The organism is Neoroseomonas oryzicola, assembly GCF_012163135.1.
GTDB classification, from domain to species: domain Bacteria; phylum Pseudomonadota; class Alphaproteobacteria; order Acetobacterales; family Acetobacteraceae; genus Neoroseomonas; species Neoroseomonas oryzicola.
In genome coordinates this window covers 1-23,215 of the sequence record NZ_JAAVUP010000018.1, presented here as the reverse complement: position 1 = coordinate 23,215, position 23,215 = coordinate 1, and the positions used below count along the sequence as shown (strand labels likewise).

The 23,215-nt window shown below is 71.1% G+C and carries 22 protein-coding genes; 16 read left to right on the top strand and 6 right to left on the bottom strand.

All coding sequences use genetic code 11. From position 1 onward, the window contains the following. The first annotated feature begins 8 nt into the window (after nucleotides 1-8). From GWK15_RS24105 to GWK15_RS24070, 8 genes are all read left to right on the top strand, one after another. On the top strand, nucleotides 9-1,541 hold the full coding sequence (locus GWK15_RS24105; RefSeq protein ID WP_209442402.1) for an AbgT family transporter: 1,533 nt from the start codon (nucleotides 9-11) through the stop codon (nucleotides 1,539-1,541). A gap of 82 nt (nucleotides 1,542-1,623) precedes the next feature. Beyond that, nucleotides 1,624-2,157, top strand: a complete 534-nt coding sequence (locus GWK15_RS24100; protein ID WP_168043964.1) for a hypothetical protein — start codon at nucleotides 1,624-1,626, stop codon at nucleotides 2,155-2,157. A gap of 13 nt (nucleotides 2,158-2,170) precedes the next feature. Next, nucleotides 2,171-2,848, top strand: a complete 678-nt coding sequence (locus GWK15_RS24095) for a MarC family protein (RefSeq protein WP_168043963.1) — start codon at nucleotides 2,171-2,173, stop codon at nucleotides 2,846-2,848. Between the two features lie 22 nt (nucleotides 2,849-2,870). Next, the gene (locus GWK15_RS24090; protein ID WP_168043962.1) at nucleotides 2,871-4,700 is read left to right on the top strand and encodes an SLC13 family permease; all 1,830 of its coding nucleotides are present in this window, start codon (nucleotides 2,871-2,873) and stop codon (nucleotides 4,698-4,700) included. Between the two features lie 127 nt (nucleotides 4,701-4,827). Next, a complete protein-coding gene (locus tag GWK15_RS24085) occupies nucleotides 4,828-5,334 on the top strand; it encodes a hypothetical protein (RefSeq protein WP_168043961.1) in 507 nt (168 codons plus the stop codon). Nucleotides 5,335-5,496: 162 nt separating this feature from the next. Next, nucleotides 5,497-5,844: a DOPA 4,5-dioxygenase family protein gene (locus GWK15_RS24080; RefSeq protein WP_168043960.1), complete on the top strand. Its 348-nt coding sequence runs from the start codon at nucleotides 5,497-5,499 to the stop codon at nucleotides 5,842-5,844. Nucleotides 5,845-5,922: 78 nt separating this feature from the next. Next, nucleotides 5,923-6,900: a Bug family tripartite tricarboxylate transporter substrate binding protein gene (locus tag GWK15_RS24075; RefSeq protein WP_168043959.1), complete on the top strand. Its 978-nt coding sequence runs from the start codon at nucleotides 5,923-5,925 to the stop codon at nucleotides 6,898-6,900. Nucleotides 6,901-6,911: 11 nt separating this feature from the next. Next, on the top strand, nucleotides 6,912-7,982 hold the full coding sequence (locus GWK15_RS24070; RefSeq protein ID WP_168043958.1) for a TauD/TfdA family dioxygenase: 1,071 nt from the start codon (nucleotides 6,912-6,914) through the stop codon (nucleotides 7,980-7,982). Here GWK15_RS24070 and GWK15_RS24065 read toward each other — a convergent pair. From GWK15_RS24065 to GWK15_RS24055, 3 genes are all read right to left on the bottom strand, one after another. Then, nucleotides 7,979-9,070 carry a phospholipase gene (locus tag GWK15_RS24065; RefSeq protein WP_168043957.1) on the bottom strand — a complete coding sequence of 364 codons (1,092 nt, stop codon included), beginning with the start codon at nucleotides 9,068-9,070 and terminating at the stop codon, nucleotides 7,979-7,981. The two genes, GWK15_RS24070 and GWK15_RS24065, sit on opposite strands and share 4 nt — an antisense overlap. Continuing rightward, nucleotides 9,067-10,461: a CoA transferase gene (locus tag GWK15_RS24060; protein WP_168043956.1), complete on the bottom strand. Its 1,395-nt coding sequence runs from the start codon at nucleotides 10,459-10,461 to the stop codon at nucleotides 9,067-9,069. The genes GWK15_RS24065 and GWK15_RS24060 overlap by 4 nt, the downstream gene beginning before the upstream one ends. Nucleotides 10,462-10,615: 154 nt before the next feature. Continuing rightward, a complete protein-coding gene (locus GWK15_RS24055) occupies nucleotides 10,616-12,340 on the bottom strand; it encodes an AMP-dependent synthetase/ligase (protein WP_168043955.1) in 1,725 nt (574 codons plus the stop codon). A gap of 85 nt (nucleotides 12,341-12,425) precedes the next feature. Between GWK15_RS24055 and GWK15_RS24050 the strand changes: the two genes are divergently transcribed. The 5 genes from GWK15_RS24050 to GWK15_RS24030 all read left to right on the top strand — a co-directional run bounded on the left by GWK15_RS24050 (nucleotide 12,426) and on the right by GWK15_RS24030 (nucleotide 18,701). Continuing rightward, nucleotides 12,426-14,255: a M3 family oligoendopeptidase gene (locus GWK15_RS24050; protein ID WP_456306873.1), complete on the top strand. Its 1,830-nt coding sequence runs from the start codon at nucleotides 12,426-12,428 to the stop codon at nucleotides 14,253-14,255. After that, nucleotides 14,248-15,618, top strand: a complete 1,371-nt coding sequence (locus GWK15_RS24045) for an ABC1 kinase family protein (RefSeq protein WP_168043953.1) — start codon at nucleotides 14,248-14,250, stop codon at nucleotides 15,616-15,618. The genes GWK15_RS24050 and GWK15_RS24045 overlap by 8 nt, the downstream gene beginning before the upstream one ends. Before the next feature lie 129 nt (nucleotides 15,619-15,747). Next, on the top strand, nucleotides 15,748-16,881 hold the full coding sequence (locus tag GWK15_RS24040) for a Re/Si-specific NAD(P)(+) transhydrogenase subunit alpha (RefSeq protein ID WP_168043952.1): 1,134 nt from the start codon (nucleotides 15,748-15,750) through the stop codon (nucleotides 16,879-16,881). 13 nt (nucleotides 16,882-16,894) lie between these two features. After that, entirely contained in the window at nucleotides 16,895-17,290 is a 396-nt protein-coding gene (locus tag GWK15_RS24035) for an NAD(P) transhydrogenase subunit alpha (protein ID WP_168043951.1), read from the top strand. Between the two features lie 4 nt (nucleotides 17,291-17,294). After that, entirely contained in the window at nucleotides 17,295-18,701 is a 1,407-nt protein-coding gene (locus GWK15_RS24030; protein WP_168043950.1) for an NAD(P)(+) transhydrogenase (Re/Si-specific) subunit beta, read from the top strand. Between the two features lie 160 nt (nucleotides 18,702-18,861). Here GWK15_RS24030 and GWK15_RS24025 read toward each other — a convergent pair whose 3' ends face one another. Both GWK15_RS24025 and rpsU read right to left on the bottom strand, forming a co-directional pair. After that, entirely contained in the window at nucleotides 18,862-19,542 is a 681-nt protein-coding gene (locus GWK15_RS24025; RefSeq protein WP_245211877.1) for an isochorismatase family protein, read from the bottom strand. 141 nt (nucleotides 19,543-19,683) lie between these two features. Beyond that, nucleotides 19,684-19,887 carry a 30S ribosomal protein S21 gene (rpsU, locus tag GWK15_RS24020; RefSeq protein ID WP_007006360.1) on the bottom strand — a complete coding sequence of 68 codons (204 nt, stop codon included), beginning with the start codon at nucleotides 19,885-19,887 and terminating at the stop codon, nucleotides 19,684-19,686. Nucleotides 19,888-20,065: 178 nt separating this feature from the next. Here rpsU and def point away from each other — a divergent pair, with 178 nt between their 5' ends. From def to GWK15_RS24005, 3 genes are all read left to right on the top strand, one after another. After that, nucleotides 20,066-20,581, top strand: coding sequence for a peptide deformylase (gene def, locus GWK15_RS24015; protein WP_168043949.1), 516 nt, complete (start codon nucleotides 20,066-20,068; stop codon nucleotides 20,579-20,581). After that, nucleotides 20,578-21,180, top strand: coding sequence for a COQ9 family protein (locus tag GWK15_RS24010; protein ID WP_168043948.1), 603 nt, complete (start codon nucleotides 20,578-20,580; stop codon nucleotides 21,178-21,180). Before def ends, GWK15_RS24010 begins: the two co-directional genes overlap by 4 nt. 185 nt (nucleotides 21,181-21,365) lie before the next feature. Continuing rightward, nucleotides 21,366-21,857 carry a hypothetical protein gene (locus GWK15_RS24005; RefSeq protein WP_168043947.1) on the top strand — a complete coding sequence of 164 codons (492 nt, stop codon included), beginning with the start codon at nucleotides 21,366-21,368 and terminating at the stop codon, nucleotides 21,855-21,857. A gap of 75 nt (nucleotides 21,858-21,932) precedes the next feature. Here the strand turns inward: GWK15_RS24005 and GWK15_RS24000 are convergent, their stop codons facing one another. After that, nucleotides 21,933-23,066, bottom strand: a complete 1,134-nt coding sequence (locus tag GWK15_RS24000) for an OmpA family protein (RefSeq protein WP_168043946.1) — start codon at nucleotides 23,064-23,066, stop codon at nucleotides 21,933-21,935. Nucleotides 23,067-23,215 lie beyond the last annotated feature (149 nt).

The window sequence follows — 23,215 nt, the reverse complement described above, 5'->3', positions numbered from 1 at the left end:
AACCGACCATGACCGAGGCCGCAGCGCCCAAGACGACGATGCAGAAGATCCTCGACACGGTGGAGCGCGTGGGCAACCGCGTGCCCCATCCGGTGATGATCTTCGTCTACCTGATCGCGCTGGTGGTCGTGCTCTCCGCCATCCTCGCGGCGGTCGGCGCCCATGTCACCTACCAGGCCTACAACCCCGCGAGCGGGGAGATCGAGCCGGCCAGCACCGCCGCGCGCAGCCTGCTGACCGTGGACGGCATCCGGTTCATGTTCACCGGCATCGTCCAGAACTTCATGAACTTCAATGCCGTCGGCGTGATCATCGTCGCGATGGTCGGCGTCGGCGTCGCGGAGGAAGCGGGGCTGGTGAAGGCCCTGATCCGCAAGCTCGTCGTGGTCGCGCCGCCCAAGCTGCTGACCTACATCCTGGTCTTCGTCGGAATCGTCTCCTCCATCGCGGCCGATGCCGGCTACCTGGTGCTGATCCCGCTCGCGGCCGCGGCCTTCGTCAGCGTGGGGCGGCACCCGCTGGCCGGCCTGGCGGCGGCCTTCGCCGCGGTCGCCTCCGCCTTCCTGGTCAACGTCCTGATCGTGCCGACCGACGGCATCCTGACCGAGATCACCAACGACGCGATCCGCCTGGTCGACCCGAACCGGTCGATCGACCTCGCGGCCAATGTCTGGTTCTCGATCGGGTCGGTGGCGATGCTGACCATCCTGATCGGCCTGATCACCGAGAAGGTGATCGAACCCCGCCTCGGCCCCTATACCGGCGATTATGTCGTGCCGGGCGAAAGCGCGCTGTCCGAGGACGAGTATCGTGGCCTGCGCTACGCGCTGTGGGGCATGCTCGCCACCATGGCCTTCATCGCGGCGCTGACGCTGCCGCCGGGCGCGCCGCTGCGGCATCCGGAAACGGGCGCGATCATCGGCGCCTCCCCCTTCATGAACAGCCTGATCGTCTCGATCGCGCTGATCTTCATGGTCTGCGGCATCTGCTACGGCATGGGCGCGCGGACCATGAAGGGGGCGAACGACGCCATCGCCGCCATGCAGAAGGCGATCGCGGGCCTGTCGGGGCTGATCCTGCTGCTGCTGGTGATCAGCCAGTTCATCGCCTTCTTCAACTACACGAACATGGCGACGCTGGCGGCCGTCTCGCTCGGGCGCATCCTGCAGGAGATGAACCTCGACGCGCTGTGGCTGCTGATCGGCTTCGTCCTCGCGGTCTTCCTGATCGACCTGATCATCACCGCGGCCATCGCGAAATGGGCGATCTTCGCGCCCATCTTCGTGCCCCTGCTGATGCAGCTCGGCGTAGAACCGGAGGCCGTGCTCGCCGCCTATCGCGTCGGCGACAGCCCGATGAACTCGATCACGCCGCTCAACGCCTATTTCGCGATGATCGTGACCTTCGCGATCAAGTACCAGAAGGATGCGGGTGTCGGGACGGTCATCGCGCTGATGCTGCCCTACGTCATCTGGATCTCGGTGCTCTGGACCGCCTTCCTGGCGGGGTGGCACCTGCTCGGCCTGCCCTGGGGCATTTGATGCATGGCCGCCGACGCGCCCCCCAGGCCCGCCGGCCGTCCCGTCGCCTCCAGGGGCGACGGGCGCGCTGCGATGCGGCATCATGGACCTGCGATTCCCGCGGCGGCCGGATCCGGCCGGCCTGCCGCATCGCCGTGCCCGCCGCTGGAGCCAGCAAGTGCCGCCGACACGCCGCCTGATCACCCTCCTGCTGCCCGTCCTGGCCGCCCTGCCGGCCCAGGCCCAGCAGCGCGCCCGGCGCGACCCCAATCCCGACGCGACGGTCGAGATCGAGCAGGTGCGCGTCGGCGTCCTCGCCGTCGGGGCCTCGGTCGGCGGCGGACGGCTGCATTTCCGCGGAGAGGAGCATCGCTTCTCGGTGCGCGGGATCGAGGCCGGCTCGGTCGGCGTCTCCTCGCTCTCCGCGCGCGGGGAGGTCTTCGGACTGCGCCGGCTCGAGGATTTCTCCGGCCGCTACACCGAGGAAGTGACGCCCCGCTACCGCGGGGACGGCGCCTCGGGACCGGAGACGCGCTGGCTGCGGAATGCCGCGGGTGTCGAGCTGCGCCTGCGCACCGACCGCACGGGCGGGCAGTTCCGCTTCAACGACGCCGGGGTGACGATCGAGCTGCGCTGAGGATGCGCGGGCGATGATCGACGGGTTCCTCATCGCCAAGCTGGTCTCGTCGTGGCTGTTCGGCTTCTCGACGCTGATCAGCATCATCAACCCCTTCGGGATCGCCTTCGTCTTCCACGACATGACGCGCTGGCTCACGCCGCGGGAGCGATCCCGCCTGGCGCGCCAGATCGGCATCAATTCCTTCATCGTCGTGGTCATCGCGATGTTCCTCGGATCACGCGTGCTGTCCTTCTTCGGCATCTCGCTCGAGGCGCTGAGGATCGGCGGCGGGCTCGCGGTCGCGGCCTCGGGCTGGACCATGCTGCGCGCCGAGCCCGCGGCGAAGGAAGCGCCCAAGGCCATGGACACCGCGCCGATCGAGCGCATGGCCTTCTTCCCGCTGACACTTCCGCTGACGACGGGTCCCGGTTCCATCGCGGCATCCATCGCGCTCGGCGCCGAACGCACGGCGTCATCCCAGGACGTGCTGCTGGTCAGCGCGCTGTCGTCGCTGCTGGTCGCGGCCTCGATCGGCGCCTGCGTCTGGCTCGCCTACGCCTATGCCGAGGCGATCGCGCGGCGGATCGGCCCGCAGGGTACCCTGATCGCGACGAAGCTGACCGCCTTCCTCCTCCTTTGCATCGGCGTCCAGATCATCCTGATCGGCGCGAGCGACGCGCTGCGGCCGTTGCTCGCCGCCCGCGGATGAGGCGCCGCCGGACCTGCACGCCATGAACACCGACCTCCTCCTCGTCCTCGGGCTGCTCTTCGCCGCCATCGCCATGTTCATCGTCAACCGCCCGCGCATGGACGCGGTCGGGCTGCTGATGATCGTGCTGCTGCCCTTCACCGGCGTGCTCTCGATCAACGAGGCGCTGGCCGGCTTCGCCGATCCCTCCATCGTCCTGATCGCGGCGCTCTTCGTGATCGGGGAGGGGCTTGTCCGCACCGGGACCGCCCAGCGGATCGGCGACCTGCTTTACGAGAAGGCGGGCGACAGCGAGACGCTGCTGCTGATCCTGGTGATGCTCGCCGTCGCCGGCCTCGGCGCGGTGATGAGCGGTACGGCGGTGGTGGCGATCTTCATCCCGATCGTGCTGCGCATCTGCCGCAACACCGGCGGCGCGCCGAGCCGGCTGATGATGCCGCTGTCGGCCGCAGCCCTGATCAGCGGCATGCTGACGCTGGTCGCGACCGCGCCGAACCTCGTTGTCAGCGCCGAGCTCGTCCGCCAGGGCCATGCCGGCTTCTCCTTCTTCGCCTTCACCCCCTTCGGCATCCCGATCCTGGTGCTCGGCATCGGCTACATGCTCCTCGCCAGCCGCCTGCTGCCCGACCGGCGAGAGCAGGTTGGCGAGCAGCGCCGCGCGCCGAGCCTCGGCGAATGGGCGCGGACCTACGACCTCGAGGGGCGGGCCTTCCGGCTGCGCGTCACGCCGGACTCCCCGCTGGTCGGTCAGCGCCTCGAGGGGCTGAACCTCCGCCAGGAGGGGGTGAACATCCTCGCCATCGAGCGCCCTGGCCGCTTCGCCACCGACCTGATCCGCCCGAGCGGCGCCACCGAGATCCAGCCTGGCGACGTGGTGCTGATCGACGTCCGCATGACGCCCGAGCGCATGCGGTCGATGCGCGAGGAGTACCGGCTCGAGGTGCTGCCGCTCGCCGAAGGCGGCTTCTTCCTCGACCGCTCCCAGCAGATCGGCATGGTCGAGGCGGTGGTGACGCCCGATTCCCCGCTGGTCGGATCGACCGTGCTGCAGGCGCGGATGCGCGCCGAATACCGCCTGACGGCGATCGGCCTGCGCCACGGCAACACGGTGGTCGGCCCCGACCTGCTGGAGGAGACGCTCAAGGCCGGCGACACGCTGCTGCTGACCGGCTTCTGGGCGGATATCCGCCGCCTGCAGGCCGACGGGCGCGGCCTCGTCATCCTCAACCTGCCGGCCGAGCACGCGGACCTGCTGCCCGCCGCCGGCCGGGCGCCGCAGGCGATCGCGATCCTGGCGCTGACCGTCGGCCTGATGGTCAGCGGCATCGTGCCGAACGTCCATGCGGCGCTGATCGGCTGCCTCCTGATGGGCCTGTTCGGCTGCATCGACCTCAACAGCGCCTATCGGTCGATCTCGTGGAAGAGCCTGGTGCTGATCGTCGGCATGCTGCCCTTCTCGGTCGCGCTGCAACGCACCGGCGGCGTCGACCTCGCGGCCGATGCGGTGGTCGCGCTGGCGGGGGAAGCGGCACCTCGCGTCATCCTTGCGGTGATCTTCGTCATCACGGCGATGCTGGGGCTGTTCATCTCCAACACCGCCACCGCGGTGCTGATGGCCCCCGTCGCGCTCGCGGTGGCGAAGGAGATCGGCGTCTCGCCCTATCCCTTCGCGATGACGGTCGCGCTGGCGGCCTCGACCGCCTTCATGACGCCGGTCTCCTCGCCGGTGAACACGCTTGTGGTGGGGCCGGGCAACTACACCTTCGGGGACTTCATCAAGGTCGGCGTGCCGTTCAGCATCGTGGTGATGCTGGTCTGCGTGCTGCTGATCCCGATCATCCTGCCCTTGTGAGGCGACACCCGGCGTAGGCCGCGCGTTTCGCGTCCGTGCCGGGTGTCCCGCCCGTCGCGGCGATCCTTCCGGCCGGGCGTCGCGGGCTGGCATCCTGCCGCGTCACGCAACGAAGGGAGCCGCCGCCATGGCCGCCAGCATCGCCGCCGAACGCAGGATCCTGGGCGACGACTACGCCACGCTCGCCCCCAGCCATTACCCCGCGCTCGCCGACCTTCCGGCCGAGGAGGTCCTCGCCCTGGCGCGCAGCCTGCGAGAGCAGCGCGACCGCCTGCGCGGGATGCTGCACACCAACCGCCGCGCCCGCCGCGGTAAGGGGGAGGCGCGCGCCACCGCCGGCAACGACGTCGCGCTCGCCCGTCGCAAGCAGGTCTACGCGGCCGCGCTGAAGCGAGTGAACCATCGGCTCGAGATCCTGCAGGGCGAGGCGCGGCGGGCCTGGCATGCCGCCGCGCTCCGCGATGCGCTGGCGCGCAAGCGGGCTGCCAGGGCGCACCACCCTGCGGCCGGCGACAGCGCCGATGCCGGCATGCACGCCAAGCCCAGTCGTAAGCGCATGGTCCGGACCGACCCGCGCGAGATCGGCCGGGTATCGGCCTTCGTGAAGGCGGCGCAGGCGCGGCGGGACCGATAGGCCGCGCGGTTCCTCGTCCGGGAGGCTCCCCGGTTCACGGTTCCGCGATGCACCGGGCCGTGGCAGTCTCTCCCCGCCGGGGGGAGAAAAGGTCATGCACATCCTGCGCGCTGCGCCGTTCCACCCATCCGCCCCCGGGCTTCGGGGCTGAGCGCGGCCGCGATGTTCGCCGCACCCGACAGCATCAAGGGCTGGCACGCCCATATCTACTACGACCCCACGACGCGCGAGGCCGCCGCCCGGCTGCGCGAGGGCATCGCCCAGGCCTTCCCCGAGGCGCGGCTCGGGCGCTGGCATGACGTGCCGGTCGGACCGCATCCCCAGGCGATGTACCAGGTGGCCTTCGATCCGGCGCTGTTCCCCACCCTGATGCCCTTCATCGCGCTGAACCGGGAGGGGCTCACGGTGCTCGTCCATCCGGAGACCGGGCGGCAGAAGGCGGACCACCTCGAACACGCGGTCTGGATGGGGGCGGTGCTGCCGCTCGATGCGTCGGTGCTGCCCGACTGACCGGGCTGGCTTGACCGGCCGCGCGGGGCGACGGACGCTCCGGCCTCCTTCAAGACCGCCGCGAGGGCCTACCCGCCGATGTTCCAGACCAGCCGTCGCGCCCTGCCGGCGTTGCTCGGCCTCGCCGCCGCGGCACGCGTCGCCCGTGCGCAGGCGCCCTGGCCCTCGCGGCCGCTCCGCTTCGTCGTGCCCTGGCCGCCGGGCGGGCTGAACGACCTGATCGCGCGGGCCTTCAACGACCGCGTCGGCGCCGCCCTCGGCCAGACCATCGTCAACGACTTCAAGCCGGGCGCCGGCGGGCGGATCGGCGTGGCCGAGGTCGCGCGCGCCGCGCCGGACGGCTACGTGATCGGCATGGGCAATCTCGGCCCGCTGACGATCTTCCCGAACCTGTACCGCGACATGCCCTTCGACGTGGCGCGGGACCTCGCGCCGGTGACGATGTTCGCGGCCTCGCCGCTCGTGCTCGTGGTGAACAAGGACCTGCCGGCGCAATCGGTGGCTGACCTCATCGCGCTCGCGAAGGCGCGGCCGGGACGGCTGAACTACGGCTCGGTCGGCATCGGCACGGCGCAGCACCTGATCTTCGAGATGTTCAGGCAGCGCGACGGCATCGCCATGGAGCACGTGCCCTATCGCGGCAATACCGACAGCCTCATCGCGCTGCTCGCGAACGACATCCAGGCGATGTTCGAGACGCTGCCCACCATCCTGCCCGCGATCCGCGACGGGCGGGTGCGCGCGCTCGCCGTCACCACGCCGACGCGCGTGCCGCAACTGCCCGAGGTGCCGACGCTGGCCGAGGCCGGGCAGCCGGGGATCGAGGTCTCGACCTGGTATGCCGTGATCGCGCCGGCACGGACGCCCGATGCGGTGCTCGACCGGCTCTACGCGGTCTATACGGAGGTCGCGCAGCGCCCCGACATGCAGCAATTCCTGGCCGAGCAGGGACTGATCTACCTGCCCAACACCCGTGCCGGCTTCGCCGAGCGCATCGCGGCGGAAAGCGCCCGCTGGGCCGCGATCATCCGCGAGCGCGGCATCAGCGTGAACTGAGGGGAACGCCCATGACCGAGACCATCGCCCCGATCGGTGGCGCCGCCGCCTGGCGCGGCGCCGAACTCGCCACGCGCGGCTTCTGGCCGCGGCGGCTGACGGCCGAGGAGATCGCCGCGCTCGCGGCCGCGACGGCGTCGGTGCGGGAGGCCGGCCGCGCCCCGCCGCGCTTCGGCCGCGAGGCCTTTGCCATCCCGGCACTCGCGCCCCTGCTGGCTGAGGTCGGGCAGGAACTGGAGCATGGCGCCGGCGTGGTGCGCCTGTCGGGCCTGCCGGTCGATCGCATCGCGACCGAGGACCTGAAGCGCCTGTTCTGGGGCCTGGCCTGCAACATCGGCACGCCGCTGCTGCAGAACACGACCGGCGAGGTGCTCGCCGAGGTGAAGGACGAGACCGGCAAGGGCATCGCCGTGACCGGCGGCGGCAGCGGGCCGGTGCCCTCGGCTCGCGCGCGGTCGCGCTCCACCGGGCCGCTGCGCTTCCATACCGACAAATGCGACGTGCTGGCGCTGCTCTGCGCGTCCAACGGGATCGAGGGCGGCGTCTCCCGCGTCGTCTCGACCGTCGCGATCCATGACGAGATGGCGCGCCGGCGGCCGGACCTGCTGCGCGTGCTGTACCAGGATTTCTGGCGCATGCGCCCGGCGGACGAGGAAGGGGTCGGCCACAGCGACCGCGTCTTCCGCATGCCGGTCTTCGCGCGCGGCCCGGGCGGCGCGTTCACCAGCCAGTACTCGCGCACCTATGTCGAGATGGCACACGACCAGCCGGGCGTGCCGCCCCTCGAACCCGCGCAGATCCAGGCGATGGACATGCTCGCCGCGCTGGCCGACGAGCTCTGCGCCGAGGCGCCCTTCACGCCGGGCGACATCCAGTTGCTGAACCAGCACGTCACCTATCACGGCCGCACCGCCTATGCGGACGATGCGACGAGCGGCAAGCACCGCGTGCTGCAGCGGATCTGGCTCGCCGTGCCGGAAAGCCGCGCGCTGCCGGAAGGCCATCGCGTCCAGTGGGGGCGCACGGAACCGGGCGCGCTGCGCGGCGGCGCGGTGCCCGGCGTGAGCGCGATCGCGGCCTAGTCCGCGAGGAACCAGTCGAGGATCCGTGCATTCGCCTCGCGCGGATAGGCGTGCGCGAGGTCCTCGATCGGTTCGAACTCCACGCGCGCGCCCGCGGCCGCCAGGGCGCGCGCTGCGGCCTCCGCAGTCTCGACCGGGAACATCCAGTCCTGCGCGCCGTGGACGATGCGGATCGGCAGGTCGGCCATGCGCTCCGCATCGGCGAAGCCCATGATGAAGCGGTTGAACGCCGCCGCGACGGGCGCGAGGTGGCTGAAGCCGCATCCAGCGCCAAGCCCGTAGGTGTAGGTGAAGGTCCCGCCGTCGCTCATGCCTGTCAGCAGGCGGCGGGCTGGATGGATGGCGCGGCGTGCGGCGATCGCCGCGATCACGCCCGCGATGTGCGCCGCGTCGATCGCCGGTTCGCCAAGCGCCCAGGTGTCCCCCGCCGCGGTCGGCGCGACCAGGATGCAGCCGCGGCTGCGCGCATACTTCAGCCAGGTCCAGAGGAAGTCCCGCCCGTTCCCGCTGCCGCCATGCAGCGCGACGACCAGCGGCGCGGCTTCGTCCTCGGCCAGGTATTCGGGAATGTAGACCGCCGCGCCGCCGCGCGTGCCCGGCGGGCCGCCGAGATGCATCGTCCCGGTGCCCTCGCGCCCGGGCGGCGTGGCGGAGATGCGCGTGCGCAGGGCTTCGTCCGCCCGCGCGGCCGGGGTGAGGAAGGCGTCGCTCACCAGCGTGACGAAGGGGGCGAGGGGGTAGATCGCTTCGCTGGCCCGCGGTGCGGCACGCACGGCGCGCCCGGCGGCGCGCAGCGGGTCGGGCGCCTCGGCGGCGCGCGCGAGCGCCGACAGGCCCTGCGCCGCGGCCTCCGCCGAAGCCTCGACGCAGGCGCGCACGGGGCCGTGCCGTTCCGGCCAATCGGTCGCGCGGGACAGCGCCAGCGCCTCCGCGACCTCCGCATCGGCGCCCTCGAAGCCGGCGATGAGGTCGAAGATGGTCTCCGGATCGATCCGGCGTGCGGCGGCCTCCAGCCGCGCGATGCCGTCGAGGCTCGCCTTGATCAGCCCGGCGAGCGCCCGCCCGGCGGGATCGCCCGCCGCTGTCACGGACCCTGCCAGGCCGGCGGATGGCTCCCGAGCGGCATGGACGGCAGCGCCCAATGCGCCGGCGTCGCGGACAGTACCGCCGCATGACGGACCGCGGTCATGCGGCCATAGCCGCTGTCGCTCTCCTCGAGGAACGGCGCGATGTCGGCGATGCCCGGCGCCGCCAGCCCGCCCTCGACGCGCCCGAGCCGCTTGATCCATTCCCCCGTGCCGGCGAGCGAGACGCGCACCAGCCAGGATCCGCCCTCGGTCGCGCGGCGCAGCAAGGCCGCCATGGCGCCGAAGGCCAGCAGGTAGCCCGAGGCATGGTCCAGCGCCTGGCAGGGCAGGGGGCGCGGCTTCGCCTCGCCCGCGGCAATGCCCTCAGCGTCGTTGATGCCGTTCGCGTTCTGCACCAGGGAGTCGAAGCCCCGCCGCCCGGCCCAGGGCCCGAGATGCCCGAAGGCGGACAGCGACACGCAGACGATGCCGGGCTTCAGTGCCGCCAGCGCCTCCGGCGTGAAACCCAGCCCGGCGATCGCGCCCGGGCGGTAGCCCTGCAGGAAGATATCCGCCTGGCCCGCGAGGCCCCGCAGCGTCGCCGCCTGGGCCGGGTCGCGCAGGTCGAGCGCCGCGCAGCGCTTGCCCCGCCCGGTGTCCATCACCAGCGGCAGCAGGCTGGGCAGGGTCGGGCTGGTGACGTGCAGCACCTCCGCGCCATGCGCCGCCAGCGTCCGCCCGGCGACCGGCCCGGCGATGACACGGGTCAGGTCGAGCACGTGGATGCCTTCTAATGGCCGCGCGGCGAGCGGCGGCAGCGGCGTCGGCGGCGCATTCCCGATGCGCTCGATCACCACGGCCGGCAGGGACCCCGCTGCCTGCCCCTGTGGCGAGGCCGCCCATTGATCGAGGCCGCGCGTCATGGTCGCGACGCCGCCGGCAGCGTAGATCGCGGTCTCCGCCTCCTCGGCCTTCCAGGCGCCGAGGGCACGCGTCACCGCCTCGCGGTCATAGTCGCAGCCGAGCACGCGCAGCACGGCGTCCCGGTGATGCGGGAAATTCGTGTGCAGGCGGATCCAGCGCCCGTCGCCGCAGGGATGCAGCCCGGCGATGCGGTCCCAGCCCTCATACACCTCGCGCCCGTCGACGCGCAGGTGGCGCTCGGAATGGAACTCCGTCAGCGCATGGGCCATGTCGACTGCGACCTGCTGGGCCGGCCCGCCGCGCGCCTGGTGGATCGCCGCGGCGGCCGCTCCGGCTGCGGCGATGCTTGCCACGGCCGAGGCGCCGACCGCGAAGGTCGATGGCTGGATGGGATCGGCACCGGCCAGGTGCGCCGCCGGCATCGCCGCCGGATCGAGACCGGCGAGGCGCCACAGCGCCGCCAGCGCGTCGGAAGGGGAGGTCGTCATGCGCCGAGCCTCCACCCGCCCGGATCGCGCGTCCAGCGCCTCGGGACCTGCTCGACCCGTCCGCCGCCGGGCCGCGTCCTCGGCGGCGCTCGGAAAGCGGATGTCGATGCCCGGGCCCCGGAATGCGCCGGGAGGCGCATTCCCCGACATCCCCTCAGCCCCAGAGGCGTTCGAACTCCCCGGTGCGCGCCTCGATCGCCGCGCGCCGCTTCACCTTCATCGTCGGCGTCAGCAGGCCGTTGTCGATGGTGAAGGGCTCGGTCACCGCGAAGTGGCGGATGCGCTCGATCGTCGCGAGCTTGCCGTTCACCCGGCGCACCGCCTCGGCGACCTTGTCGGCCATGCCGTCCGCCGGGACGACCAGGGCGACGATGCCCGGCTTGCCTTCGCCGGCCACCACCGCCTGGTGGACCTCGGGTTCCGCCATCAGCAGGGACTCCACCTTGGCGGGGCTGACCATGTCGCCGCCCAGCGTCTTGATGAAGTCCCGCTTGCGGTCCGTGATGCGCAGGTAGCCGTCCTCGAGGACGCCGACATCGCCGGTGTGCAGCCAGTCGCCGCTTTCGCCGACCGGGGGACGGAGGGCGGCGGCCGTGGCCTCGGGGTTGTTCCAATAGCCGGTCATGACGAGGTCGCCGCGCACCAGCACCTCGCCATCCTCGGCGATGCGCAACTCCACGCCCTGCAGCGGCGGGCCGACCGTGTGGCGGTGGTTGGCCCAGGGCAGGTTCACCGAGACGACCGGCCCGGCCTCGGTCTGCCCGTAGCCCTGCAGCACCGGCAGGCCGAGGGCGAGGAAGAAGCCCGACAGGTCCGGGTCGAGCCGCGCCCCGCCGGAGACCATCGCCAGCAATTCCCCGCCGAAGCGCGCCCGCGTCTTGGTCCGCACCAGGCGGTCGAGCACCAGGTCCTGCAGCTTCTCGAACAGGCCGAGCGGCGGCCCGTCCATCTTCCGCAGGCCGAGTTCCACCGTCCGGTCGAACAGGCGCCGCTTGAAGGCGCTTTCCTTCTCCAGCCCCTGCAGGATGCGCCCGCGCAGCACCTCGAACAGGCGCGGCACGGCGGTCAGGACAGCGGGCCTGATCTCGGCCAGCTCGTGGGAGAGCCGGTCGGCGCCGCGCGAATAGACCACCTCCATCCCGACCGAGGGCAGCAGGAAGCCGCCCACCGTGTGCTCATAGGAATGGGACAGCGGCAGGAAGGAGAGATAGGGCTTGCCCTCGAGGCCGAGCCGCTCGGCCAGCGGCACCACCCCGGCCCGGTTCGCCAGCAGCGCCCGGTGCGGCAGCATCACCCCCTTGGGCAGCCCCCCGGTGCCCGAGGTGTAGATCAGGCAGGCGAGGCTGTCGGTGGGCGCGGCCTCGGCCTCGGCATGCAGGGCGGCGACATCCCCCGGCGTCGCGATCGCCTCCGCCCAGCCATGGGCGAGGAGCCCGGCATCGGTGGGCGGATCCTCGAAGGTGATCAGCAGGTCGAGGCCGTTCGCCAGTGCGGCGCCTTCCAGCACCTTCTCGGCCAGCCTGCGGGTCGAGACGATCGCCGTCCGCGCCCCCGAATCGCGCAGGATATGGGCGTGGTCCGCGGCGAGGTTGGTCGTGTAGGTCGGCACCGTGACCGCGCCGATCGCCATGATGGCGGTATCCGCGATCGGGAATTCCGGCCGGTTCTCGCTGACCAGCATCACCCGGTCGCCCGGCCCGACGCCCTTGGCGCGCAGGAAGGCGGCGACCGAGGCCACGCGCAGCGCGAAATCGCCCCAACGCAGGGATTGCCAGGCGCCCCCATGCCAGTAGCGGAACAGCGGGCGGTCCGCCCATTCGGCGCCCAGCGCCAGCATCATGGCCGGCAGCGTCGGCCAGTTCCGCTGCAACTTCGGCATCGTGCCTCCCCCGGACTTGCTGGCGAAACGGTGTAAGGGGCGCCGCAGCGCTTGGCCATGCTCCCGTTTGGCCTATATGGGCCACGTGAGCACGAACGCCCTTCCGACCCCCGCCCGCGCCCCCCTCGACACTGCCGCCGCCTCGGACGCGGCGCTGCCTGTCTGGGACCTCTCCGACCTCTATGCCGCGCCGGACGACCCGCGGCTGGCGGCCGACCTCGACCGCGCCGAGGCCGACGCCCGCGCCTTCGAGACGCGCTACCAGGGTCGGCTCGCGGGCCTGACCGGCGACGCCCTCGCCCAGGGCATCGCGGAATACGAGGGGCTGTGGGAGCGGCTTGGCCGCGTCACCTCCTATGCTGGCCTGGTCTTCAGCGGCGACGCGCAGGACCCGGCCAATGGCCGTTTCTACCAGACGATGCAGGAGCGGGTGACGAACATCTCCTCCCACCTGCTGTTCTTCACCCTCGAGGTGAACCGGCTCGAGGACCACCTGCTCGAGAGCAAGGCCGGCGGGTCCGAGGCGCTGCGCCGCTGGCGGCCCTGGCTGCGCGACCTGCGCGTCTTCCGCCCGCACCAGCTCTCCGACGAGGTCGAGAAGCTGCTGCACGAGAAGGAGGTCGCCGGGGCTTCCGCCTGGAACCGCCTGTTCGACGAGACCATCGCCAACATGAAGGTGAAGGTGGGCGAGGAGGAGCTGACCGTCTCGGCCGCGCTGAACCGGTTCTCCGACCGCGACCGTGCGAAGCGCGAGGCGGCGGCGAAGGGCGTCTCGACGGCCTTCGGGGAGCGGGTGCGGCTGTTCTCGCTGATCACCAACACCTTGGCGAAGGACAAGGAGATCGAGGACAAGTGGCGCCACTATCCGCGCCCGGGCTCCTACCGAAACCGCTCCAACATGGTCGAGGACGAGGTGGTGGACGCGCTCGTCTCGGCCGTCACCTCGAATTACGGGCGCCTGTCGCATCGCTACTACGCGATGAAGGCGAAGTGGCTCGGACTGCCGATCATGCAGCACTGGGACCGCAACGCGCCGCTGCCGGACGAGGATGACCGCCGCATCCCCTGGCACGAGGCGGTGGAGCGCGTGCTGAACTCCTACGCCGCCTTCAGCCCGGAACTGGCCGCGATCGGCCGGCGCTTCTTCGACAAGCCCTGGATCGACGCCGCGCTGCGGCCGGGCAAGGCCTCTGGCGCCTTCGCGCACCCGACCGTGCCCTCGGCGCACCCCTATCTGCTGCTGAATTACCACGGCAAGTCGCGCGACGTGATGACCCTGGCCCATGAACTGGGCCACGGGGTGCACCAGATCCTCGCCGGCGCGCAGGGCTACCTGATGTCCTCGACGCCGCTGACGCTCGCCGAGACGGCGTCGGTCTTCGGCGAGATGCTGACCTTCCGCGCCGTCCTCGACGCCGAGACCGACCCGAAGCGCCGCCGGGCGATGCTCGCCGGCAAGGTCGAGGACATGCTGAACACGGTGGTCCGCCAGATCGCCTTCTACCGCTTCGAGACGCTGCTCCATGACGAGCGCCGCAAGGGCGAGCTCTCGGCCGAGCGCATCGCCGAGCTGTGGATGCAGGTGCAGACGGAAAGCCTCGGCCCCGCCTTCGAGTTCACCCCGGACTACGGCGTCTACTGGGCCTATATCCCGCACTTCATCCACTCGCCCTTCTACGTCTACGCCTATGCCTTCGGGGATTGCCTGGTGAACGCCCTCTACGGCGTCTACCGCGACGGCAGCGTGAAGGATTTCGAGGCGAAATACCTCGACATGCTGCGCGCGGGCGGCACCAAGCGGCACAAGGAACTGCTCGCGCCCTTCGGGCTGAACGCCGCGGACCCGGCCTTCTGGACCAAGGGCCTCGACGTCATCTCCGGCTTCATCGACGAACTCGAGCGCGCGGATGGCTGAGCGGGAAGGCAGCACGCTGTTCGGGGAGGCGCGGCGGATGCTGCGCACCTCGGGCGCGGTCACCGGCATCGCGGCGCGCGTCGCGGGCCAGCGCCTGTTCGGCATGAAGGCCGACAGCGCGGCGCATGCCGAAGACCTCAAGGCCATCCTCGGCGGGCTCAAGGGCCCGATGATGAAGGTGGCGCAGTTCCTCTCCACGGTGCCGGACGCGCTGCCGCCGGAATACGCGAAGGAACTCGCCACGCTGCAGGCCAATGCCCCGCCCATGGGCTGGCCCTTCGTCCGCCGCCGCATGGCGAGCGAGCTCGGCCCGGCCTGGGAGACGCGCTTCGCCTCCTTCGAGCGGGACGCGGCCGCCGCCGCCTCGCTCGGCCAGGTGCACCGCGCCGTGCTGCCGGATGGCCGCCGCGTCGCCTGCAAGCTGCAGTATCCGGACATGGCCTCGGTGGTCGAGGCGGACCTCCGGCAGTTAAAGATCGCCATGGCGATCTACCGCCGCATGGACCCGACGCTCGAGAACGACGAGGCCTATGCCGAACTGTCGGACCGGCTGCGGGAGGAACTGGACTACCTGCGGGAGGCCGCGCAGCAGCGCCTCTATGGGCTCATGCTGAAGGGCGTGCCCGGCGTGCGCGTGCCCGAACCCGTCGAGGGCTTCTGCACCCGGCGGCTGCTGACCATGACCTGGCTCGACGGCCGCGCCATCCAGGCCCGCATCGACGAGGACCCGCCGGAGGAGGAGCGCGCCGCCTACGCCCGCGCCCTGTTCCGCGCCTGGTACGTGCCGCTCTACCGCTACGGCGTCATCCACGGCGACCCGCATCTCGGCAACTACCAAGTGCGCGGGGACGCGCCGGACAATGGCGGCTGGGGGATCAACCTGCTCGATTTCGGGGTGATCCGCGTCTTCCCGCCCAGCTTCATCGGCGGCGTCATCATGCTCTACGAGGCGGTGCGCGACGACGACTTCGACAAGGCGGTCGAGGCCTACCGCATCTGGGGCTTCCGCGACCTGAAGCGGGAGACGATGGAAGTGCTGACCATGTGGGCGCGCTTCCTCTACGAGCCGCTGCTGGACGACCGCGTGCGCCCGATCCAGGTGAACGACGACCCGAACTACGGCCGGAAGATCGCCGAGGAGGTCCATGCCGGCCTCAAGCGCACCGGCGGCGTGCGGGTGCCGCGGGAGTTCCCGCTGATGGACCGCGCGGCGATCGGGCTGGGCTCGGTCTTCCTCCGGCTCGGCGCCAAGGTGAACTGGCATGACCTGTTCCACGAGCTGATCGCCAATTTCGACGCGGCGCAGCTCGCGCAGCGCCAGCAGGCGGCGCTGGTCGAGGCGGGGGTGCCGGGGACGGCCTGACCGCCCCGGACGCGTTCGGATTCCGGGCGTGGCGGCCCAACGTTCCGGCCCCGCGGAAGGATGCTGGACACCCCGCTGCGCCCCCTGTAGGTGCGAAGCCCACCACTCGGGCCCAGGGAGACCTCCCGCATGAAGCTTGCGGTTCTGAAGGAACGGCGAAACGGGGAAACCCGCGTCGCGGCAACGCCCGAGACGGTCAAGAAATACATCGGCATGGGCCTCGATATCGCGGTCGAGCAGGGGGCGGGCCTCGCCTCGGGCATCACCGACGCCGCCTACGCGGAGGCCGGCGCGACGCTCGCCGCCTCGGCCGCCGAGGCCCTGGCCGGGGCCGGCATCGTCCTCAAGGTCCGGGCGCCGACCGATGAGGAATTCGCCGCCATCGGCAAGGGCGCGCTGCTGATCGGCACGCTCGCCGCCGATGCCGAGGCCGCCGGGCGCTATGCCGGGGCCGGGATCGAGGCCTGCTCGATGGAGCTCCTGCCGCGCATCACCCGCGCGCAGTCGATGGACGTGCTCTCCTCCCAGGCCAACCTCGCGGGCTACCGCGCGGTGATCGAGGGGGCGGGCGCCTACGACAAGGGCTTCCCGATGATGATGACGGCGGCCGGCACGGTGCCCGCCGCCAATGCCTTCATCATGGGCGCGGGCGTGGCCGGCCTGCAGGCCATCGCGACCGCCCGCCGCCTCGGCGGCCGCGTCTCGGCGACCGACGTCCGGCCCGCGGCGAAGGAGGAGATCAAGTCCCTCGGCGCCTCCTTCGTCGGCTACGAGGACGAGGAGAGCAAGGCCGCCCAGACCGCCGGCGGCTACGCGAAGCAGCTGTCGGCCGAGTTCTACGCCAAGCAGGCCGAGGTGGTGGCCGCCCACATCGCCAAGCAGGACGTCGTGGTCTGCACCGCCCTGGTGCAGGGCCGCAAGGCGCCGACGCTGGTCACCGCGGCCATGGTCGCCTCGATGAAGCCGGGTTCGGTCATCGTGGACATCGCGGCCGATGCCGGGGGCAACTGCGCGCTGACCCAGCCGGGCGAGATGGTGGTGACCGAGAACGGGGTGAAGATACTGGGCTTCACCAACTGGCCCGGGCGCCTGCCGGCGGCGGCCTCGGCGCTCTATGCGCGCAACCTCCTCACCTTCCTGTCCACCTTCTGGGACAAGGAGGCGAAGGCGCCGAAGCTGCCGGAGGAGGACGAGATCGTGAAGGGCGTGACGCTCACCCGCGGCGGCGCCGTGGTCCATCCGCTGATGAAGCCGGCGGCGTAAGGGGGCAGGGACGATGAATCCGACCGAACTCGCCAACCAGGCGACAGCCGCGGCGCATCGTGCGCTCGAGCTCGCCGAGCAGGCGCGCCGCATGGCCGAGGCTGCCGCCCCGGTCGCCGCGGCGGCCGAACCCTTCCTCTACCTGCTGACGATCTTCCTGCTGGCCTGCTTCGTCGGCTATCACGTGGTGTGGAACGTGACCCCGGCGCTGCATTCGCCGCTGATGGGCGTCACCAACGCCATCTCCTCGGTCATCGTGGTGGGCGCGATCCTCGCGGCCGGCACGGCGGACGGGGTCGCCGCGCGGATCTTCGGCTTCCTCGCCGTGACGCTCGCCGCCGTGAACATCTTCGGCGGCTTCATGGTGACGCGGCGCATGCTCGCCATGTTCAAGAAGAAGGGGAGCTGAGCCGATGGGCCACACGCTCTCGACCCTCGCCTACCTGGTCGCCTCGGTCCTCTTCATCCTGGCGCTGCGCGGGCTGTCCCACCCCGAGACCAGCCGGCAGGGCAACCTGTTCGGCATGATCGGCATGGGCATCGCCATCGTCGCGACGCTCTTCACCAAGGGGATGGGCTTCGGCGGCATCGTGCTGATCATCGCCGGGCTGGGCATCGGCGGCACGGTCGGCACCATCGTCGCCCAGCGCATCCAGATGACCGCGCTGCCGCAGCTGGTCGCGGCCTTCCACTCGCTGGTCGGCATGGCGGCCGTCTTCGTCGCGGCGGCGGCCTTCTACGCGCCGGAGAGCTTCGGCATCGGCACGCGGGGCCACATCAAGGCCGCTTCGCTGGTCGAGATGTCGCTCGGCCTGGCCATCGGCGCCATCACCTTCTCGGGCTCGGTCATCGCCTTCGCGAAGCTCGCGGGGAAGATGTCGGGCGCGCCGATCACCTTCAACGGGCAGCACTGGCTGAACCTCGGGCTCGGTCTGCTGCTCCTGCTGCTCGTGATCATCTTCGTCGCGACCGGCTCGGGCGTGCTGTTCTGGCTGATCGCGATCCTGTCCTTCGCGCTCGGCTTCCTGCTGATCATCCCGATCGGCGGGGCGGACATGCCGGTCGTGGTGTCCATGCTGAACAGCTATTCGGGCTGGGCGGCGGCGGGCATCGGCTTCACCATCGGCAACCTGCTGCTGATCGTGACCGGCGCGCTGGTCGGTGCGTCGGGCGCCATCCTGTCCTACATCATGTGCAAGGGCATGAACCGCAGCATCATCAACGTGCTGCTGGGCGGGTTCGGGTCCGAGGGCGGCACGGCCGCGGCCGGGGCCGATGCGGGCGACCGCCCGCCGGTCAAGGCGGGCTCGCCGGAAGATGCGGCCTACATGATGAAGAACGCGCAGAAGATCATCGTCGTGCCGGGCTACGGCATGGCGGTGGCGCAGGCCCAGCAGGTGCTGCGCGAGATGGCGGACCTGCTCAAGAAGGAAGGGGCGGAGATCAAGTACGCGATCCACCCCGTGGCCGGCCGCATGCCCGGGCACATGAACGTGCTGCTGGCCGAGGCGAACGTGCCCTACGACGAGGTGTTCGAACTCGAGGAGATCAACCCCGAGTTCGCGGATGCCGACGTCGCCTTCGTCATCGGCGCCAACGACGTGACCAACCCGGCGGCGAAGACGGACAAGTCCTCGGCGATCTACGGCATGCCGATCCTGGATGTGGAGCGCGCCAAGACGGTGTTCTTCATCAAGCGCGGCATGTCCTCGGGCTATGCCGGCGTGGAGAACGAGCTGTTCTACCGTCCGAACACTATGATGCTCTTCGGCGACGCCAAGAAGGTGACGCAGGAGATCGTGCAGGCGCTGCAGAGGTAAGGAAGGCCGGGGGAGAAGGGAACTTCTCCCCCGGAACCGGGCCCCCAGTGACGTCGCTCCGCAACGCCATTGGGACCGGACCCCCCTCCACATTCTTTGGTACCAAGTGATCAAAGAAGGGAGGGGGTCTGGGGGAGGTTCACCTCCCCCATGCTTTTTGTCAGGCGTTCGCCATCAGCGCGGCCCTCAGTTCGGCGCCGCTGCTCAGCCACCCGAAGAAGTGCTCGACGTTGAATTCCGTGGCCTGCTGCTGGCCCGGCCCCGCCGCCATGGTCGCGTCCGTCAGCATGACGGGGAAGAACTCCCGGTGGTACGCGTCGCGGATCGTGCTCTCGACGCAGACATTCGACGCCACGCCGCAGACCAGCAGGGTGCGGATGCGCCGCGACGACAGCACCTGTTCGAGCGTGGTGCCCGCGAAGCCCGAATAGCGCGCCTTCGGCACCACGATGTCGCCTGGCTGAGGGGCGAGCTCGGGGACGATCTCGTGGTCCCAGGTGCCGTGGGTGATCAATCGGCCGGCATAGGCCTCGTTGGCGCGCATGAACTTCAGCGCGTTCGACTTGTGCCAGACGGGGGCGGAGGGCGGCGCCTCCCGCTGGTCCGGCGAGAAGCCGTTCTGCAGGTAGATGACGGGAAGGCCCGCGGCGCGGCAGGCCGCGGCGATGCGGGCCGTCTCCTCGATGACCGGCGGGGCGCCGGAGACGTCGAACCCCACCAGGTCGATGTATCCGCCCTTGGAGAGGTAGGCGTTCTGCATGTCCACGATCACCAGCGCCGTCTCCTCGACGGTGACGGTGATGGGCTCGGGGCGGGCGGGCAGGGTGATGGTGCGGGGCAAGGGCGGGCTCCTGGTTTGCGGACCAGGGGCAGGCAACGTCCATGCCAGGGCTGGAACAGCAAAAACCGCGGTCCGCGGGGCATCCCCCACGCCGCGGCTTGTGCCTCGGGGCCGCCCCGGTCCGGGGCGGCGGTCAGGGCTTCAGAAGCCCTCGCGCTCCAGGCGCTTGCGCTCGACCTTGCGGGCGCGGCGGACGGCCTCGGCGGCCTCGCGCGCACGGCGCTCGGACGGCTTCTCGTAGTGCCGGCGAAGCTTCATCTCGCGGAACACACCTTCCCGCTGCAGCTTCTTCTTCAGCGCCTTCAGCGCCTGGTCGATATTGTTGTCACGAACGACGACTTGCACGCGGCGCAACCTCCTGCGCGAACTGGGTTTCAGAAAGCACGAAATCGGGCGCGACCGGTCACCCGGTCCGCTTCGCGGCAGCGTGTAGCATGGATTCGTAACGCGCCGGAAGCCCTCGCATGCGCCCCGAGGCCCCTATATGTGTGCTGCGCAACCGTTTTTCGCCCCTCGGAGCGTCATGGCCCTCCTCAAGATCGCCCGCATGGGCCACCCCGTCCTCCTCGGCCGCGCGGAGGAGGTCGCGGACCCCACCGCGCCCGAGATCCGGCGCCTGATCGCCGACATGGCCGAAACGATGGAGGATGCCGGGGGCATCGGCCTCGCCGCCCCGCAGGTCCATGTGCCGCTGCGCCTGTTCGTCTGGCGGACCGGGGCAGGGGGAGTCTCGGCCCTGATCAACCCGGAACTCGAGCAGGTGGGGGAGGAGACGGACCTCGCCTGGGAAGGCTGCCTGTCCATCCCCGGCCTGCGCGGGGCGGTGCGGCGGGCTTCCCGGCTGCGCTTCAGCGGCATCGACATGGATGGCCGGGAGATCGAAGGCGAGGCCGCCGGCATCGTCGCCCGTGTCATGCAGCACGAGACCGACCACCTGGACGGCGTGCTCTATCCGATGCGGATGGAGGATCTCGGGCAGTTCGGCTTCGTCGAGGAACTCGCTCGCGCCCAGGCCCGCACGGCGAAGGAGGACACATGACCACCCTGACCGAAGCCGACCGCCCGGCCCGCGACGCCGCGCTGCGGGCGATCCTGCCCCTGGTACCCGCGATGGGCTGGTCGCGCCGCGCCATCGCAGCGGGCCTCGCCGATGCCGGCATGGCGCCGGAGGATGTCGAGTTCCTCTTTCCGCGCGGCGCGGTCTCGGCCATCGATGCGTGGCTGGACCTGACGGACCGGGAAATGGCCGCGGTCGCGGGCGACCTCGCGGGGCTGCGCACGCCCGACCGCATCCGCGCGCTGGTCGCCGCGCGGCTGCGCCTGGCGGCGCCGCACAAGGACGCGCTGCGCCAGGCCATGGCGATGCTCGCGCTGCCCTGGAACGTGCCGCTCGGGCTGCGCACCGCGGCGCGGAGCGCGAGCGCCATCTGGCATGCGGCCGGGGACCACTCGGCGGATTTCTCCTGGTACACGCGGCGGGCGAGCCTCGCGGCGATCTACGGCGCCACCCTGGCCTTCTGGCTGCGCGACGATTCGGAGGATATCGGCCCCGCGCTCGACTTCCTCGACCGCCGCCTGGAAGGGCTGGCCCGCTTCGGGCGCTGCCGGAAGCGCCTCACGGAGCGCCGCGCGGCTTGACCTTGCGGCGCCGTCTTCACGGCGGCACGCAACCACTTGGTTCCGCTGGCGATTGAAACAAAATTCCGATTCCCCCGAGCGCGGTCGCGCGGTAATGAGCGCGATCAGGAGTCCTGTCGTGGCGCCCGCGGGAGTCGGGCGATGCGCCGGGCCCGTTCCATCGTGACAGGGAGCGCCCGGCGCCCATGACCAAGACCCGTACCTTCATCGCCGCGATCTGCGGCATCGCCATCGCCGGGCCTGCCCTGGCGGATGGCTGCCTGCGGCCGGAAGAGCGCTCCGCGCTCGATGTCCGCGCCCTGCAGAGCTACCTGATGGTCAGCGCCCTGCAGTGCCGCCAGGCGGAGCCGTACAACCAGTTCATGCGCCGGTTCGGCGGTGATCTGGCCAATGCGAACCGCACCGCCGCGGTGCACTTCACCCGCACCTATGGCGGCCAGGGCCGCACGCGCCAGGATTCCTTCAATACCACGCTGGCGAACGAGCATTCCGAGGACGCGATCCGCTCCGGGTCCTTCTTCTGCACCGACGCGACCGCGCTGTTCGCCCAGGCGCTGGCGACGCCGTCCTCCGACCTCGCGAAGTTCGCCGCCGAGCGCAACATCCCGCAGTCCTATACCCCGGGCGAGTGTGGCGCGACGCCGGCGCGTCCGGCGGCGCGCGCCTCGCGCCGCTGATCCGCGGATCAGGAACGGACGGACAGGGGGGCGGCCGCAGGGCCGCCCCTTCTGCGTTTCAGGGGCTGTGTGTCGTCAGCGGATGACGATCTCGACGCGGCGGTTCTGCGGCTCGCGCACGTCGTCGGCGGTCGGCACCAAAGGCTGGCTCTCGCCGAAGGCGGTGACGGTGATCTCCTCCCGCGCGACGCCGAGGCGCACGAGCTCGGCCGCGACCGTCTCGGCCCGCCGCCGCGAGAGCACCTGATTGTACTGCACGGTGCCGGAGCGGTCGGCATGGCCCGCGACCTCGATGCGCGTGCTGCGCTGCGCGCGCGCCTGTTGCGCGGCCTCGCCGACGATCTGCCGGGCGCGTTCGTTCAGGTCGGCGCGGTTCCAATCGAAGAAGACGAGGAAGCTGCGGGTGGCCGCTGGCGCCGCGGCGGGGGCCGGCGGGGCGGCCGGGGCGGGGCGGCTGAAGGCGTAGCGCAGCCCCAGCAGCAGCGAGTGGTTGTAGTTGTCCGGCTCGATCGTGCCGCGGGCGACCAGCGCGCCCGTCGCCGGATTCTCGAACCGGGCCTGCAGGCGCGGCTGCAGCGTGCCGAGGAAGCGGTACTCGGCGGTCAGCGTCAGGCCGGGCGCGAAGTCGAGCGGGAAGGCAAGGCCGGCAATGCCCTGGTAGGCGAACTGGCCGTTGCTGTCGTCGACGGTCATCCGCAGGGCGCCGTTCTGCCCGACGCCGCGCACGCCCGACCAGTCGGTGACGATGTAGCCGGCGCCGGCGCCGACATAGGGCACCACGGGCCCGACGATGCCGAGGTCGAGCAGCACGTTGCCCATGACGCCCCAGCTCTCCTGCCGGCCGCCGAAGGCGTTGAGGGTGCTCCAGCCCGCCACGCCCGAGACGCTCTCGACCGAGTTGCTGCGCCAGGATCCTTCGATCTCGGTCCGCAGGCCGTTGCCGAAGCCCCAGCCGAGGCTGAGCACGCCGCCGAATCCGATGTCGAACCCGACGCTGCCCGAGGGCGCATAGCCCGCCGCGCCGAGTGCTGCCGAGAGCGAGCGGTCGATGTTGAGGTCGGTGTCGGGAACGAGGTTCACGCCCGCGCCGCCGGCCACGTAGGGACCGGTGACGAATTGCGCCTGGGCCAGGGCAGGGATCGGGGCCGCCGGAAGGGCGAGGATCGCGATCGCAAGGGCCAGGCGGCGGGGGGAGGCAGCCGTCTTCATCGGGGGAAGTTTACGCCAAACAGTTGAATGAATTCTGCCGGAGAGACGGCGGTGCTGCAACGCAGAAAGGGGCGCCTTTCGGCGCCCCTTCCCGTGAAGGCGAAGTCGCTGTCGCGACCGCTTAGCGGAGGACGATCTCCACGCGGCGG

Excerpts from the sequence above, each read along its gene's own strand:
- GWK15_RS24105 (WP_209442402.1), top strand. The coding sequence starts at position 9 with ATGACCGAGGCCGCAGCGCCCAAGACGACGATGCAGAAGATCCTCGAC.
- GWK15_RS24100 (WP_168043964.1), top strand. The coding sequence starts at position 1,624 with ATGGACCTGCGATTCCCGCGGCGGCCGGATCCGGCCGGCCTGCCGCAT.
- GWK15_RS24095 (WP_168043963.1), top strand. The coding sequence starts at position 2,171 with ATGATCGACGGGTTCCTCATCGCCAAGCTGGTCTCGTCGTGGCTGTTC.
- GWK15_RS24090 (WP_168043962.1), top strand. The coding sequence starts at position 2,871 with ATGAACACCGACCTCCTCCTCGTCCTCGGGCTGCTCTTCGCCGCCATC.
- GWK15_RS24085 (WP_168043961.1), top strand. The coding sequence starts at position 4,828 with ATGGCCGCCAGCATCGCCGCCGAACGCAGGATCCTGGGCGACGACTAC.
- GWK15_RS24080 (WP_168043960.1), top strand. The coding sequence starts at position 5,497 with ATGTTCGCCGCACCCGACAGCATCAAGGGCTGGCACGCCCATATCTAC.
- GWK15_RS24075 (WP_168043959.1), top strand. The coding sequence starts at position 5,923 with ATGTTCCAGACCAGCCGTCGCGCCCTGCCGGCGTTGCTCGGCCTCGCC.
- GWK15_RS24070 (WP_168043958.1), top strand. The coding sequence starts at position 6,912 with ATGACCGAGACCATCGCCCCGATCGGTGGCGCCGCCGCCTGGCGCGGC.
- GWK15_RS24060 (WP_168043956.1), bottom strand. The coding sequence starts at position 10,461 with ATGACGACCTCCCCTTCCGACGCGCTGGCGGCGCTGTGGCGCCTCGCC.
- GWK15_RS24055 (WP_168043955.1), bottom strand. The coding sequence starts at position 12,340 with ATGCCGAAGTTGCAGCGGAACTGGCCGACGCTGCCGGCCATGATGCTG.
- GWK15_RS24045 (WP_168043953.1), top strand. The coding sequence starts at position 14,248 with ATGGCTGAGCGGGAAGGCAGCACGCTGTTCGGGGAGGCGCGGCGGATG.
- GWK15_RS24040 (WP_168043952.1), top strand. The coding sequence starts at position 15,748 with ATGAAGCTTGCGGTTCTGAAGGAACGGCGAAACGGGGAAACCCGCGTC.
- GWK15_RS24035 (WP_168043951.1), top strand. The coding sequence starts at position 16,895 with ATGAATCCGACCGAACTCGCCAACCAGGCGACAGCCGCGGCGCATCGT.
- GWK15_RS24030 (WP_168043950.1), top strand. The coding sequence starts at position 17,295 with ATGGGCCACACGCTCTCGACCCTCGCCTACCTGGTCGCCTCGGTCCTC.
- def (WP_168043949.1), top strand. The coding sequence starts at position 20,066 with ATGGCCCTCCTCAAGATCGCCCGCATGGGCCACCCCGTCCTCCTCGGC.
- GWK15_RS24010 (WP_168043948.1), top strand. The coding sequence starts at position 20,578 with ATGACCACCCTGACCGAAGCCGACCGCCCGGCCCGCGACGCCGCGCTG.
- GWK15_RS24005 (WP_168043947.1), top strand. The coding sequence starts at position 21,366 with ATGACCAAGACCCGTACCTTCATCGCCGCGATCTGCGGCATCGCCATC.
- GWK15_RS24000 (WP_168043946.1), bottom strand. The coding sequence starts at position 23,066 with ATGAAGACGGCTGCCTCCCCCCGCCGCCTGGCCCTTGCGATCGCGATC.